This window comes from Streptomyces yangpuensis, assembly GCF_024666385.1.
Taxonomy (GTDB): Bacteria; Actinomycetota; Actinomycetes; order Streptomycetales; family Streptomycetaceae; genus Streptomyces; species Streptomyces yangpuensis.
In genome coordinates, this window is record NZ_CP102514.1 from 3,825,169 (window position 1) to 3,839,207 (window position 14,039).

The 14,039-nt window shown below is 72.8% G+C and carries 13 protein-coding genes and 1 pseudogene; 8 read left to right on the plus strand and 6 right to left on the minus strand.

Translation table 11 applies throughout. The features are described from left to right. Positions 1 to 147: 147 nt before the first annotated feature. A complete protein-coding gene (locus tag NRK68_RS17465; protein WP_183066454.1) occupies positions 148 to 927 on the plus strand; it encodes a carbon-nitrogen family hydrolase in 780 nt (259 codons plus the stop codon). Positions 928 to 950: 23 nt separating this feature from the next. Here the strand turns inward: NRK68_RS17465 and NRK68_RS17470 are convergent, their stop codons facing one another. Beyond that, positions 951 to 1,313, minus strand: a complete 363-nt coding sequence (locus NRK68_RS17470) for a hypothetical protein (RefSeq protein ID WP_183066455.1) — start codon at positions 1,311 to 1,313, stop codon at positions 951 to 953. Between the two features lie 280 nt (positions 1,314 to 1,593). Between NRK68_RS17470 and NRK68_RS17475 the strand changes: the two genes are divergently transcribed. Together NRK68_RS17475 and NRK68_RS17480 are read left to right on the plus strand one after the other, a co-directional pair. Further along, positions 1,594 to 2,394: a hypothetical protein gene (locus NRK68_RS17475; RefSeq protein WP_183066456.1), complete on the plus strand. Its 801-nt coding sequence runs from the start codon at positions 1,594 to 1,596 to the stop codon at positions 2,392 to 2,394. A gap of 28 nt (positions 2,395 to 2,422) precedes the next feature. After that, positions 2,423 to 2,992, plus strand: coding sequence for a DUF4240 domain-containing protein (locus tag NRK68_RS17480; protein WP_183066457.1), 570 nt, complete (start codon positions 2,423 to 2,425; stop codon positions 2,990 to 2,992). A gap of 69 nt (positions 2,993 to 3,061) precedes the next feature. Here NRK68_RS17480 and NRK68_RS17485 read toward each other — a convergent pair whose 3' ends face one another. Both NRK68_RS17485 and NRK68_RS17490 read right to left on the minus strand, forming a co-directional pair. Beyond that, positions 3,062 to 3,727 carry an MSMEG_1061 family FMN-dependent PPOX-type flavoprotein gene (locus NRK68_RS17485; RefSeq protein ID WP_257856173.1) on the minus strand — a complete coding sequence of 222 codons (666 nt, stop codon included), beginning with the start codon at positions 3,725 to 3,727 and terminating at the stop codon, positions 3,062 to 3,064. 28 nt (positions 3,728 to 3,755) lie between these two features. After that, positions 3,756 to 4,361 (minus strand): TetR/AcrR family transcriptional regulator, encoded by a 606-nt coding sequence (locus NRK68_RS17490; RefSeq protein WP_183066459.1) that lies wholly within the window; start codon positions 4,359 to 4,361, stop codon positions 3,756 to 3,758. Positions 4,362 to 4,442: 81 nt separating this feature from the next. Between NRK68_RS17490 and NRK68_RS17495 the strand changes: the two are divergent. Together NRK68_RS17495 and NRK68_RS17500 are read left to right on the plus strand one after the other, a co-directional pair. After that, positions 4,443 to 6,056 (plus strand): annotated as a pseudogene (locus NRK68_RS17495) (ABC-F family ATP-binding cassette domain-containing protein); the annotation flags it as partial. Further along, on the plus strand, positions 6,053 to 6,949 hold the full coding sequence (locus tag NRK68_RS17500) for a Vgb family protein (RefSeq protein ID WP_183066460.1): 897 nt from the start codon (positions 6,053 to 6,055) through the stop codon (positions 6,947 to 6,949). The pseudogene NRK68_RS17495 and the gene NRK68_RS17500, both read left to right, overlap by 4 nt. Here the strand turns inward: NRK68_RS17500 and NRK68_RS17505 are convergent. Then, the gene (locus NRK68_RS17505) at positions 6,946 to 7,500 is read right to left on the minus strand and encodes a Uma2 family endonuclease (RefSeq protein WP_183066461.1); all 555 of its coding nucleotides are present in this window, start codon (positions 7,498 to 7,500) and stop codon (positions 6,946 to 6,948) included. The two genes, NRK68_RS17500 and NRK68_RS17505, sit on opposite strands and share 4 nt — an antisense overlap. A gap of 58 nt (positions 7,501 to 7,558) precedes the next feature. Further along, positions 7,559 to 8,425: a hypothetical protein gene (locus NRK68_RS17510; protein WP_257856175.1), complete on the minus strand. Its 867-nt coding sequence runs from the start codon at positions 8,423 to 8,425 to the stop codon at positions 7,559 to 7,561. A 58-nt stretch (positions 8,426 to 8,483) separates the two neighbouring features. Here NRK68_RS17510 and NRK68_RS17515 point away from each other — a divergent pair, with 58 nt between their 5' ends. From NRK68_RS17515 to NRK68_RS17525, 3 genes are all read left to right on the plus strand, one after another. Continuing rightward, entirely contained in the window at positions 8,484 to 8,654 is a 171-nt protein-coding gene (locus NRK68_RS17515; RefSeq protein WP_257856176.1) for a hypothetical protein, read from the plus strand. A gap of 24 nt (positions 8,655 to 8,678) precedes the next feature. Further along, complete coding sequence (locus tag NRK68_RS17520; RefSeq protein WP_257856177.1) at positions 8,679 to 10,244, plus strand: recombinase family protein; 1,566 nt, start codon at positions 8,679 to 8,681, stop codon at positions 10,242 to 10,244. 74 nt (positions 10,245 to 10,318) lie between these two features. Beyond that, positions 10,319 to 12,163: an NHL domain-containing thioredoxin family protein gene (locus NRK68_RS17525; RefSeq protein ID WP_183066463.1), complete on the plus strand. Its 1,845-nt coding sequence runs from the start codon at positions 10,319 to 10,321 to the stop codon at positions 12,161 to 12,163. Between the two features lie 47 nt (positions 12,164 to 12,210). Here the strand turns inward: NRK68_RS17525 and NRK68_RS17530 are convergent, their stop codons facing one another. Continuing rightward, on the minus strand, positions 12,211 to 13,503 hold the full coding sequence (locus NRK68_RS17530; RefSeq protein ID WP_183066464.1) for a M18 family aminopeptidase: 1,293 nt from the start codon (positions 13,501 to 13,503) through the stop codon (positions 12,211 to 12,213). Positions 13,504 to 14,039 lie beyond the last annotated feature (536 nt).

Genomic DNA, 14,039 nt, shown 5'->3' on the forward strand with positions numbered 1-14,039 from the left:
GCTGTTCAGTGGCGTCGTTCAGTGGCGCGTTTCGGAAGCGGTGGACTCAGTTTCCAAAACTACGCTGCCTGTGAGCACCCCGGCAGTGCTTTCGTGTGACGATTCATAGGCCCGAGTTGACGGCTTGAACGCCAGGACGGTGGTAATGTGCGCGCCTCGCTGATCCAAATCGCAGTGAACGAGGGCGAGTCGGTATCTTCCCGACGCACCCGCGTGGCCGATCTCGTACGGGAACAGGACGATTGCGATCTCGTCGTGCTGCCCGAGCTGTGGACGGTCGGCGCCTTCGCCTACGAGCAGTTCGAGACCGAGGCCGAGCCGCTGGACGGGCCGACCTACGAGGTCATGTCGAAGGCGGCGGCCGACGCCGGGGTCTGGCTGCACGCGGGCTCGGTCGTGGAGCGCGCGGGCGACGGCTCCCTCTACAACACCGCCCTGGTCCTCTCCCCGGCCGGCGAGCTGGCCGCCACCTACCGCAAGATCCACCGCTTCGGCTTCGACCAGGGCGAGGCGGTCCTCATGTCCGCCGGTGATTCGCTGACCACGGTGGAGCTGCCGGAGCAGACCCTCGGCATCGCCACCTGCTACGACCTGCGCTTCCCGGAGCTGTTCCGCGGCCTGGTCGACGCCGGGGCCACCACGATGATCGTCGCCGCCGGCTGGCCCGCGCGCCGCCGCGCGCACTGGACGCTGCTGAACCGGGCGCGCGCCGTGGAGGACCAGTCGTACGTCCTGGCGTGCGGGCTGGCCGGCACCCACGCGGGCGTCGAACAGGCCGGGCACAGTCTGGTCGTGGACCCGTGGGGCGAGGTCCTGGCGGAGGCGGGTCCCGGCGAGGAGGTCCTCACGGTGGACCTGGACCCGGCCAGGGTCGCCGACACCCGCGCGCAGTTCCCGGCCCTCAAGGACCGCCGCCTGGGCCGCTGACGCCCGGCCGGTCCGGCAGCCGGTCAGCCGGACAGGGTCCAGAACCAGACCGCGAGAGCGGTCGGAACCGGGCACGCCACCGCGCCCAGGAGCAGCATCCGCGTGGACGCGGCCAGGTCACGGACCCGGGGCGCACGGGCCAGGGCGGTGATCCCGGCGGCGCCCGCCGGGATCAGCAGGACCGGCAGCACCAGGCCGGCGACGGGCTCCCCGGCCGCGGCGGTCCAGAGCAGCGCGATGCAGGCGAGGCCGCCGACCAGGGAGACCGAGAGGGCGGTGACCACCCACAGCAGGGCGGCGAGCACGACGACGGCGGGCCGTTCCCTGCGGACGGGCCGCGCGGGCTGCCGCGGACCGTACAGGGCCGCGTGGGTGCTGGGGTTCACCGTGGGTTCCTTCCTCGGGCCGTGGTCTCGTGCTGCTGTGCTGCTGTGCTGCTGTGCTGCCGTGCTCTCGTGGTCTCGTCGACGTCGACGTCGACGTCCACGATCCTCGCCGCCGGCCGCCGCCGCGGCATGAGCGCGGATGCTCACTTCCCCCGGGCCGCGTACTCAGTCGCCCTCGATCCAGCCGCCGTCCCCGATGGTCAGTCGTCCCCGATGGTCGGCGTTTTGTCCCGAACGAGGTATTTCATCCGCTCATCGGTGCCCGCGATAGGTTGCCCTCATGCCCCTGCTCTACGTGACCGACCTGGCGTACCCCGCACGCGGCCGCCGCTACTGCGACGAGGACATATTCCTCACCTCGCGCCTGCGCGAGCACTTCGCTCTGGCCCTGTGCCACCCCGCCGACGCACGCGCCCTGATGCCCGGCTTCGACGCCGTGATCGTCCGCAACAGCGGCCCGGTCCTGCACTACCAGGAGGAGTACGACGCCTTCCGTGCCGCCGCCCTGGCCGCGGGCACGGCCGTCTACAACCCCCTCACCGGCCGCGCCGACATGGCCGGCAAGCAGTACCTGCTCGACCTCACGGCCGCCGGCTACCCGGTCATCCCGACCGTCGACGACCCGGCCCGGCTCGGCGAGCTGCCGCAGGTGCCCGAGTACGTGGTCAAGCCGAAGCAGGGCGCCGACTCCATCGGCCTCACCTTCACCGCCACGCCCGACGGCCCGGCCGGGGAGGTGCTGATCCAGCCGCGCATCGACTTCGCGTACGAGGTGTCCTTCTACTTCGTCGACGACACCTTCCAGTACGCGCTCCACGCCCCGGACCCGGCCCGCCGCTGGGAGCTGCGCCCGTACGAGCCGACCGGCGAGGACCTGGCCTTCGCCCGCTCCTTCGTCGAGTGGAACACCCTCTCCCACGGCATCCAGCGGGTGGACGCCTGCCGGGCCCCCTCCGGCGAACTGCTCCTCGTCGAGCTGGAGGACCTCAACCCCTACCTGTCCCTCGACCTCGTCCCCGCGGGGGTCCGGGACGCCTTCGTCACCTCGCTCGCCGGATCCCTCCGCTCCTTCCTCGGCTGATGTCAGTGCCGGGTGCCAGGCTCTGGGCATGGACAAGCAGACGTTCTGGCAGTTGATCGAGACGGCGCGCGCGGACACGGCGGCGGAGGGGGAAGCGGGCCGGGACGCGGACGGGGACGCGGACCGGGACGCGGTGGCGCGGCGGGCCGCGGAGCTGCTCGCGGCCCGCCCCGAGGCGGAGATGCTCGCGGCTCAGCAGGTGCTGTGGGACCTGCTCGCCGAGTCCTACCGCAGCCCGCTCTGGGCCGCCGCCTACATGATCAACGGCGGCTGCTCGGACGACGGCTTCGACTACTTCCGCGGCTGGCTCCTCACCCAGGGCCGGGAGGTCTTCGACGCCGCCCTGGCCGACCCGGACTCCCTCGCGGAGCACCCCGCGGTCCGCGAGGCGGCGGCGGAGGGCCTGGAGCTGGAGGACGAGGAGGCGCTCTCGATCGCGTGGACCGCGTACGAGAACGCCACCGGCCGTGAACTCCCCTCCGACTCCTTCACGATCGGCTACCCGCCCCTGGACCCGGCCTGGGACTTCGACTTCGACGACGAGGCCGAGCTGGCCGCCCGGCTGCCGCGCCTGAGCGCCCTGTTCGGCGACGCGTAGTCCGGCTGCCCGGCTGCCCGGCTGCCCCGGCTGCCCCGGCCGCCGGGGTGTCGGCCGCGGGTCGCCCGGCTACTCGTAGCGGTACAGCAGCGACTCGCGTTCCTGCCGGCGGACGTCCTCGATCGTCAGCCCGGGCATGTCCAGGTGGGAGAGCGTGACCTCGGCGGAGCTCGGGGCGGCGTCCTCGGCGAGCCACTGCCCGGGCTGCCACGCGCCGCTGCGCAGGAACGCCTTCGGGCAGTGCTGGTACGCCTCCTCGACGCCGACGACGATCGCGCTGCGCGGCGGTTTGCCGACGGCGGTCAGCTGCTCCAGCAGCCGCGGATCGGCGCTGATACAGGCCCGGCCGTTCACGCGCAGCGTGGTGGCCCGGCCCGGGATGACGAAGATCAGCCCGGCCCGGCCCGTCTCCACGATGTTGTGGGCGGTGTCGAGCCGCTTGTTGCCGGTGGCGTCGGGGATCGCCAGGGTGAACTCGTCGAGGACGGCGACGAATCCGGGCGGCCCGCCCCGGGGCGTCACGTCGCACGTCCCCCCGGCCCCGGCGCTCGCGACGAACACCAGCGACGACCGTCCGATGACCGCGCGGGCGGCGTCGTGGATCCGGTCGACGGTCTTGCGGCGGGCCATCTCCCCCGGATCCTCGTACAGTTCGCGCAACTGCCCGGTGCTGCGTATGGCGTCGGCGTTCAGGGCCTCGAATGTCCGCCCGCTCGGCGGAGTGCTGTCCGTCACGCTCCCGCACGCTACCGGCCTGGGCCCGTCACGGCCCGGTGAAGGCGCCGGCCCGGGCCGCCAGGGCGGCGGTGCGGGCGGCGGTGGCCGGGAGGTGCGGGTCCGGCGGCGTGCCCAGCAGGACCAGCTCGTGGTACATCGGCGCGGTCGCCGTGACCAGCAGCTCCCGGGACCGGGTGCCCGGCGGGAGTTCGCCCCGCTGCTCGGCGCGTACCACGACCACCGCGCAGCGGGCGTACCGGTCCTCCCAGAAGGCCCGCAGCGCCCGGGCGGCCTGGGCCGAGCGGAACGACGCGGCGATCAGCGCCGTGGTCAGCGGGGGATCGGCGGCGACCCCGGCCAGGATCTCCTCGTTCAGCGCCGTCAGATCGCCCTCCAGCGTTCCGGTGTCCGCCGGCTCCCAGCCGTCGTCGCCCGCCGCGTCCAGGAGGTCGGCCAGCAGCCCGCCGATGTCCCGCCAGCGGCGGTAGACGGTGGTGCGGTGCACTCCGGCCCGTTCGGCCACGGCGTCGACGGTCAGCCCGTCGTACCCGTGCTCGACCAGCTGCGCCCCGGTGGCTTCGAGGACCTGGGCGCGGACCCGGGCGCTGCGGCCTCCCGGACGAGAACCGCTTGCGGAGGTGGTGGTGGGCATGTCAGCATTCTAACGCAACAGTCGTCGCTTTAGGGAGTTGTCTCGCACCCCACCACCGGAACCACCCGGCCCGCCCGCCTCGCCCAACTCACCCAGCTCAGCCTCCGCACCGTCACCAAGTCCTACGACGGCCGCCTCGTCCTCGACTCCGTCACCTGCTCCCTCACCCCCGGCGAGCGCACCGGGATCATCGGCGAGAACGGCTCGGGCAAGTCCACCCTGCTCCGCCTCCTGGCCGGCCTCGAAACCCCCGACCAGGGCACCGTCACCGTCCTGGCCCCCGGCGGACTCGGCCACCTGGCCCAGGAGGAACACCTCCCCGGCCACCTCACCGTCCAGGACGTCATCGACCGCGGCCTCACGGACCTGCGCACCGTCGAGGCCCGCATGCGCGTACTGGAACGGGCCATGACCGAGGGCGACGAGAGCGGCCTGCCGGAGTACGGCGACCTCCTGACCGCCTTCGAACTGCGCGGCGGCTACGACGCCGACGCCCGGCTGGAGCGCGCCCTGCACGGCCTCGGCCTGGTCACGCTGGACCGCGACCGCCGCGTCGGCGGCCTCTCCGGCGGCGAACGGGTCCGGCTCCGCCTCGCCGCCCTGCTGACGGCCTCCCCCGAGGTCCTGCTGCTCGACGAGCCCACCAACCACCTCGACGACACGGCCCTGACCTGGCTGGAGGAGCACCTGCGCGGCCGGGCCGGCACCACCGTCGCCGTTTCCCACGACCGGACCTTCCTCGACCGCGTGACCACCACCCTCGTCGAGGCCGACGCCGACACCCGCACCCTCACCCGCTACGGCGGCGGCTACACCGGCTACCTCGCGGAGAAGGCCGCCGAACGCGCCCGCCGCACCCAGGCCCACGACGACTGGCGCGCCGAGACCGAGCGGCTGCGCGAGACCGCCGCCACCACCGCACGGCGCGTGGCCCCCGGCCGGGCCATGAAGGACGGCAACAAGATGGCCTACGACCGGGCCGCCGGACGCGTCCAGCAGTCCCTGGCCGGCCGGGTCCGCAACGCCGAGGAACGGCTGCGCCGTCTGCTGGCCGCGCCGGTCCCCGCCCCCGCGGCCCCGCTGCGCTTCACCACGGTGCCGCGCACCACCGCGACGGTGCCCGCAGCCGCCGGCCCGCTGCTCGACGCCCGGGGCATCGGCGTACACGGCCGCCTGCACCCGCTCGACATCGCACTCTCCGCGGGCGACCGGCTCCTGGTCACCGGACCGAACGGGGCCGGAAAGAGCACCCTGTTACGCGTCCTCGCCGGTGACCTCGCGCCCGACAGCGGCCGGATCACCCGCCGCGGCCGCACCGGCCACCTGCCCCAGCAGCCCGACCCCGGCCCGGCCGGCCGCACCGTCCGCGAGGCCTTCGGCCCCGAGGGCACCGAACGGCTGCTCTCCCTGGGCCTGTTCGCCGCCGACCGGCTCGACACCCCCGTCGGGAAGCTCTCCACCGGCCAGCGCCAACGCCTCGCGCTGGCCCGCCTCGTGGCCCGGCCTGCCGACGTACTGCTGCTCGACGAGCCCACGAACCACCTGTCCCTCGCGCTGGCGGAGGAGATGGAAGCCGCCCTCGACCACTACCCGGGAGCCCTGGTCGTCGTCAGCCACGACCGGCGCCTGCTCGACCGCTGGCGCGGCGCCCGCCTCGACCTCACCACCCCCGCACCCCTGCGAGGAGCCCTGTGACGAACACCCCCACCGCCACCGCCCTCCCCGTGGCCGCTGCCGGCGAAGGCCCCTACTCGCTCGCCGCCGGACCCGACGGCGCCCTGTGGACCACCCTCGTGCACGCGGGCGCGCTCGCCCGCGTCACCACGGCCGGCGAGGTCACCCGGTACGACACGGGAGCCGCCGACTGCGGGCCCTCCGTCATCACCGCGGGCCCCGACGGCGCGCTGTGGTTCACCCGCGCCCGGGACCACCGCATCGGCCGCGTCACGGTGTCGGGGGAGCTCGGCGCGTACGACCTGCCCACCCCCGGCAGCGGCCCGTTCGGCATCGCCGCGGGCCCCGACGGCGCGCTCTGGTACACCGCCCTGCACGCCGACCTCATCGGCCGCATCACCCCGGCCGGCGAGGTCACCGAATACCCGCTGCCGGTGCGGGCCGCCTTCGCCTCCTTCATCACACCCGGCCCGGACGGGGCGCTGTGGTTCACCCTCAACCGGGCGAACGCCGTCGGCCGCATCACCACCGACGGCCGGATCACCGTCCACCCGCTGCCCACCCCGGACGCCGGCCCCGTCGGCATCACGGCGGGCGGCGACGGTGCGCTGTGGTGCGCGGAGATCGGCGTCGGGCGGATCGCCCGGATCACCACCGCGGGCGAGGTCACCGAGTACCCGCTGCCCGACCCCGCCTGCCGGCCGCACGCCATCACGGCGGGCCCGGACGGCCGGTGCTGGTTCACCGAGTGGGGCACGAACCGGGTGGGCGCGATCACCCCCGACGGCCGCATCGAGGAACACCTGCTCCCCGCCCCCGGCACGGAACCCCACGGCCTCGCCTTCGGCCCGGACGGAGCCCTGTACGTAGCCCTGGAATCGGGCCGGCTGGCCCGCCTGCCCCTGCGGTCCTAGAGCCCACCGGTTTCGAGGTCGACCCCGAACGGCTCCGGCAACCGCACGACCGTCCCGAACGGATGCGGCCCGTCCACCTTCGTGTACCCCAGGCTCCCGGGCTCGGCGAACAGGGTGACGGACCGCTCCAGCCGGTCGACGAGCAGGTAGAGCGGCGCGCCGTACTCGGCGTACCGCTTGCGCTTCACGAAGCGGTCGGTCTCGGCGTTGGACGCGGAGGTGATCTCGACGACGAGCAGCACCTGGTCCGGCAGCAGCGCGCCCCCGCCCTTGGCCATCGCCCTCGGAACGACAGCGAGATCGGGGATGTACCAGTTCGGTGAGCCCGGCAGGTCCAGGTTCCCCGAGCCGGTGACGCAGTCCAGTTCCTTGACCCGAGGGCGGATCTGATCGCGGATCTCTTCCACCGCGTTCTCGTGGTCCCAGCTCGGCGTCCGGTCGGTGATGACCCCTTCGACGATCTCGGTGCGGTCTCCGCTGTGGTGCCGGACGGCGTACTTCAGCGCGCGTTCGGGATCGATGCCCTCGCTGTCGTCGTGCGCGGTGGTCATGCCGGACGCCTCCCTTCCTTCCCGTGCCCACGCTCCCACGGGCTCCCGCCCCCCGTCGTCACCCCTGCGGGTGCTCGCCCTTGTCCTCGTCCACGTACGGAGGAATGGTCCATCGCAGCACCGACCGTCCCGAGGCGTCGCCGGTCAGCGTGACCGGGTAGACCTGCCCGTACTCCCGTTCGCCGCCATGGCGCATCGCGTGGTCGCCCGGGTCCCAGTCGATGCCGAGCACCGCGCACCCGGCGACCTCGACCTGTCCCGCGAGCAGGGGATGGGCCCGCCCGGCGCGCCGGGCGAGGTGGAGGTCGGTGTGCGGCTCCACCGAAACCATCAGTCCCCGGCCCTGCGCGTGCTGCTCGACCCAGGCCTCCAGCCGGCCCGCGAGCTCCCGGGCGTCCGACAGCGGGAGGTCCTGCCAGCCATGGGGGCCGCCGTCGTGGGCCGGCCCGATCGGCCTGCCGCCGAACACCCCGTGCGCGGCCTCTGCGTGCAGTCCCCAGTACGAGAGATCGGCCAGCCCGTTGCCCACGGCGTCCCCCAGCCCGGTGAAGGAGTCCAGGGCGCGCGCGTCGCCCAGGACCATGCCGCAGCGGTCCACCGGGAGGTCCCCGACCACGACCTCGGCGGCCCCGGTCCACGGCAGCCCCAGACCGACCTCCAGGACCGCGATCGTCGGCTCCCCGTCGAAGGGTGACCGCTGGGCGGTCGCCCGGACCGGCAGCGACCGGTCGGCGGCCGCCGCCACGGCGACGGCCTCGGCCTCGTCGTCCCGCAGATGCCCGCCCCCCGCCCGCACGGCCTCCGCCGCCCGTTCGGACAGCGGCCGCCCGGTCTCCTGCCAGACGTCGATCCACCCGCCCATGCCGAGCACGAGCACCCCGGACGGCGCGGTGACGAACCCCAGATCGATCACTGATTGCCCCATGGGCGCATTGTCGTACGGGCGTGACGGGACGTTCAGGGGCGGATACCAAGCTTGAAGGATGAACGACGCCGCCCCGGCGCCCACCCCCGCGCCCCGCCGTGCCCGTGTCCGTGCCCCCGAGCTGATCAGCCAGGGGGGCTGGATCAATACCGGTGGCAAGGATCTGAAGTCGCCGATCTGCGAGGTAAGTGCATTGTCGTCGTTTTTGGGATTTCCTGAACCAATATGAGCACCCCTCGCTAGCGTTGGGAAGGTGCACCAACACACCACTGCTGACTTGTACTTGCGCCTGTCCCTGGACCGGGAGGGCAAGACGGCGATCGACCGCCAGGAAGCCGACTGCCGCGCATGGGCGGAGCGCAACGGACTGACCGTCCGCAAGGTCCACATCGACCGTGGACGTTCCGGTTACAAGAACGTCAGCCGCAAGGGGTTCGATGCAGCGATCACAGCAGCCACGGCCGGCGTCGTGGGCGTTCTGATCGTCTGGAAGCTCGACCGCCTGTCCCGCAAGGGCATCGGCGAGGTCGGCAAGGCGCTGGACGACATAGGCCGGGCCGGCGGACGGCTGGTCTCCGTCATGGACGGCCTGGACACGAAGAACGACAGTGCCCGCGTCACCATCGCGATACTGGCGGAACTGGCGCGCAACGAGTCCCGCAACCTTGGGATGCGCGTCGGCAACGCCAAGCGGTACCTACGGCAGCGGGGCCAGTGGATCGGCGGACAGCCGCCTTACGGGCTGCTGGTGGATCCGGAGGCGAAGAAGCTCGTCCACGACCCCGAGACCGCCGTCTATGCCCGCCTGATCGCCGACGAAGCGCTGTCCGGGAAGGCGCTCGTCCACATCGCCCGGCTGCTGAACGAGCACGGGGTGGAGTCCGCCCGTGGAGGCGAGTGGAACTCGTCCAGCGTCATGCAACTCCTTCGATCACCGGCCTTCGCCGGTCTCATGCCGCAGACCGAGTACGAGGAGCAGCCGGATGGGACACGCAAGTACATGAACCGGGTCTCTGCCTACCGAGACCCGGAGACGCTGGAGACCGTGAGCATCGGTGAGGGGATCATCACGGTCGGGGAGCGCGAACTCATCCTCCGCCAGCTTGAAGCGCGCACGTTCCCTCTGGCGGGGAAGCGGCACGGCCACAAGCAGGGCAAGTCACTGCTCACTGGCATAGCGCGTTGTGGGCTCTGTGGGGCCCGGATGAGCAAGGCCGGCACGTCGTACCAGTGCTCCAGCCACCGGATGGGGCGGGGATGCTCGGGCGTATCAGCTCGGGTGGAGAGCATCGACGACTACGTGACCCGGGCATTCCTCTCACGCCTGCCGTCCCTGGAGCCCCAGGACCCGCTGCTCGCCGTGATCACCGATCGCTGGGTGCGGAGGGAGGACCCGGAGGTTTTCGCGAAGCGGGACGCGATCGAGGCGGAGATCGCCGACGAGGTGGCCCGTCTGGCGGACCTGGAGGAGGCCAGGTACGTCCGTGGCGAGTTCACCGGCGCAGACGCGATCGACCGGTACAACCGGCTCGCCGGACGACTTCGTGCCCGGATCGAGGGGTTGCGCGCGGACCTGATGCGGACGCCGATCCCTTCCGCGGACATCGCTCCCCTCCTGGACGCGGACCTGCTGCGTGAGGCTTGGGACGCCGACGATGCGGCCGGAAGGCGTGACCGTCTCGGCCTCGCAATCGATCGAGTGGAGGTCCGGCGAGGCCGGGTGGGCGTGAGGTTCGATGGCGACGAGCGCTGCCGGATCGTCTGGGCGACGAGAGACGGTGCTGGGGAGGAGTCAGGGGGTGACGAAGTGACGGAATGACGGTCGAACGGGTGCCCTGAGTCGCTTCGTACGGGCGTGATCCCGCCTTCACAAGCGGATGGCAAGCTTGAAACATGAACGATGCTGCCCCGGCGCCCACCCCCGCGCCCGCGCCCCGCCGTGCCCGTGTCCGTGCTCCCGAGCTGATCGGCAAGGGCGGATGGATCAACACCGGCGGGAAGGACCTGAAGCTCGCCGACTTCCGAGGTCGCACATTGATCTTGGATTTTTGGACCTTCTGCTGCATCAACTGCCTGCACGTCCTCGACGAGCTGCGCGAGCTGGAGGAGAAGCACCGCGACACCGTCGTGATCGTCGGTGTGCACTCGCCCAAGTTCGTGCACGAGGCGGAGCATGCGGCCGTCGTGGACGCCGTCGAGCGCTACGAGGTGCACCACCCCGTACTCGACGACCCCGAGCTCGCCACCTGGAAGCAGTACGCCGTGCGCGCGTGGCCCACGCTCGTCGTGATCGACCCCGAGGGGTACATCGTCGCCCAGCACGCCGGCGAGGGGCACGCGCATGCCATCGCGAAGCTCGTCGAGGAGCTGGAGGCCGAGCACGAGGCCAAGGGCACCCTGCGGCGCGGCGACGGCCCGTACGTGGCGCCCGAGCCCGTCGCGAGCGACCTGCGCTTCCCCGGCAAGGCGCTGCTCCTGCCCAGCGGGAACTTCCTCGTCTCGGACTCGACGCGGCACCAGCTGGTGGAGCTGGCCGCCGACGGGGAGAGCGTCGTACGCCGCATCGGCAGCGGCGAGCGCGGTTTCGGCGGCGACAGCTTCAGCGAGCCGCAGGGGCTGGCGCTGCTGCCCGACGGCCGGGTGGTCGTCGCCGACACCGTCAACCACGCGCTGCGCGTCCTCGACCTGGGGAGCGGGGCCGTCGAGACGGTCGCCGGGACCGGGCGGCAGTGGTGGCAGGGCTCGCCGACCTCCGGCCCGGCCCTGGAGGTGGACCTGTCCTCGCCGTGGGACGTGGCCTGGTGGCAGGGCAAGGTGTGGATCGCCATGGCCGGCGTCCACCAGCTGTGGACCTGGGACCCGGAGGCGGGGACCGTCGAGGTCGCCGCCGGCACCACCAACGAGGGGCTGCACGACGGGCCGGCCGCCGAGGCCTGGTTCGCGCAGCCGTCCGGGCTGGCCGCCGCCGGGGACCGGCTGTGGGTCGCCGACTCCGAGACCAGCGCCCTGCGGTACGTCCACCCCACCGACACCGGGTACGCGGTCACCTCCGCCGTCGGCACCGGCCTGTTCGACTTCGGGCACCGGGACGGGGACGCGGCCCAGGCCCTGCTCCAGCACCCGCTCGGGGTGACCGCCCTGCCCGACGGCTCGGTCGCGGTGTGCGACACGTACAACCACGCGCTGCGCCGCTACGACCCCGTCACCGGGCAGGTCTCGACCCTGGCGACCGACCTGCGCGAGCCCAGCGACGCCGTGCTGGCCGGCGAGGACATCGTGGTCGTCGAGTCCGCCCGGCACCGCCTGACGCGGCTGCGGCTTCCGGAGGAGGCGGTACGGGTGGACGCGGTCGCCCACCGCACCCAGCGGGCCGCCACCGAGGTGGCGCCCGGCACGCTGCGCCTGGACGTGGTCTTCCGGGCCCCGAGCGGGCAGAAGCTCGACACCCGCTACGGTCCCTCCACCCGCCTGCTGGTCTCCTCGACCCCGCCGGAGCTGCTGACGGGCGGCGAGGGTGCCGGGACGGACCTGTTCCGGGAGCTGGAGCTGAACCCGGCCGTCACCGAGGGCGTGCTGCACGTCTCGGCGATGGCCGCGTCCTGCGACGACGACCCGGCCAACGAGTACCCGGCCTGCCACGTCCACCAGCAGGACTGGGGCGTACCGGTCCGGGTCACCGCCGACGGCGCCGCCCGGCTGCCCCTCGTCCTGGCCGGGATGGACGACGACCAGGACTGACGCCGGCACCGGCGACCGGGACCGAGGCGGTCCGCCTTCCTGGGGGGTCAGCCCTCCAGGAAGGCCACCAGGGAGTTGGCGAGGAGGTACGGGTCGTCCGCGCCGCACAGTTCGCGCGCGCTGTGCATGGAGAGGATCGCGACGCCGATGTCCACGGTCTGGATGCCGTGGCGGGCGGCCGTGATCGGGCCGATCGTCGTGCCGCACGGCATCGAGTTGTTGGAGACGAACGTCTGCCACGGGACGCCGGCCCGCTCGCACGCGGCGGCGAACACCGCGCGGCCGCTGCCGTCGGTGGCGTACCGCTGGTTGACGTTGACCTTCAGGATCGGGCCGGCGTTGACCCGCGGGTGGTGCGTGGGGTCGTGGCGCTCGCCGTAGTTGGGGTGCACGGCGTGCCCGGTGTCGGAGGACAGGCAGATGGTGCCGGCGAAGGCCCGCGCCCGGTCCTCGTAGGAACCGCCGCGCGCGAAGACTGAACGTTCCAGCACGTTCCCCAGCAGCGGGCCGTCGGCGCCGGTGTCCGACTGGGAGCCGTTCTCCTCGTGGTCGAAGGCGGCCAGCACCGGGATGTGGTCGAGCTTCGCGGCGCCGGACACGGCGGCCAGCGCCGCGACCCCGGCGTGCACGGACAGCAGGTTGTCCATCCGGGGGCCCGCCACGAGCTCGCGGTCGCGGCCCAGGTAGGAGGGCGGCTCGATCGAGTGGACCATCAGGTCCCAGCCGGCCACCGAGCCGTGTTCCAGGCCCTCTTCCTCCTCCAGGAACGCGATGAGGTCGCCCTCGTGCGCCTCGCCCAGGCCCCAGATCGGCTGCATGTGCCGCTGCTTGTCGAGCTTGAGGCCGTCGGTGTTCACCGACCGGTCCAGGTGCACGGCCAGTTGGGGTACGCGCAGCAGCGCCCGGTCGATGTTGACGAGGCGTTCGGTGCCGTCGCGCAGGGTCAGCCGCCCGGCCAGGCCCAGGTCCCGGTCCAGCCAGGTGTTGAGCAGGGTGCCGCCGTAGATCTCGACCGCGATCTGCCGCCAGCCCTGGGAGCCGGTGTCGGGGAGCGGCTTGACCCGCAGGTTCGGCGAGTCGGTGTGGGCGCCGATGATGCGGAACGGGGTGTGTGCCGAGGCGCCTTCGGGGACGTACCAGGCGATGAGCGCGCCGCCGCGGAGCACGAACCTGCCCCCGGTGCCCGCGTCCCAGGCGTCCGTCTCCGACAACTGCCGGAAGCCTGCCTTCTCCAGCCGCTCGGCCGCGTTGGCCACGGCGTGGTACGGCGACGGACTGGCCGTCAGGAAGGTCATCAGATCGTCGGTGTGGCCGCGATCGAAGCGGGCGGGAGAGCTCATCGTATTTCCCTTGTGTGGAAGCCCCCGGCTTCAGCCGGGTGAGGAAACGCATTTCCGGCTCGGAGCCTCGCTGCGGCGGTGTGCCGCGGCGTGAGGCTGTGACCTGTGCTGGTGTGCGGATCGTGAGCGATCGCGGCGGCGGTGTGGGTGTTCCTGCCGCGCAGCGGTCGTTCACATACCGTTTCTATCCGACGGACGCGCGGGCCGTGGAACGGTCGCGGGCCTTCGGACAGCCGCGGTCGGTGCGCTCGGCCCGGAGGGCCGCCGACGGCCGGGACGGGAACGCCGCGGTCGGTCCGCCGGCCGCCGGGCCGGATGCTGCTCGGGGTGGGGCGGGTGCGGGACCTCATCGGGAGTCCTCCTCTCGGTCGGGGCGGTCCGTGGCGGGACGGGACCCCTCACGCGTGAGTGTGGGAATCCCTCCCGCTCGGGAGGGGTGGAAGCCGAGTGGTTCACCTTAACGAGCGTCGGGTTCGTGTTGGGCATGGCCGGACCGGGCGCGTTGCGGGCAGCCCGGCCCGGATCGGTTCATCTCG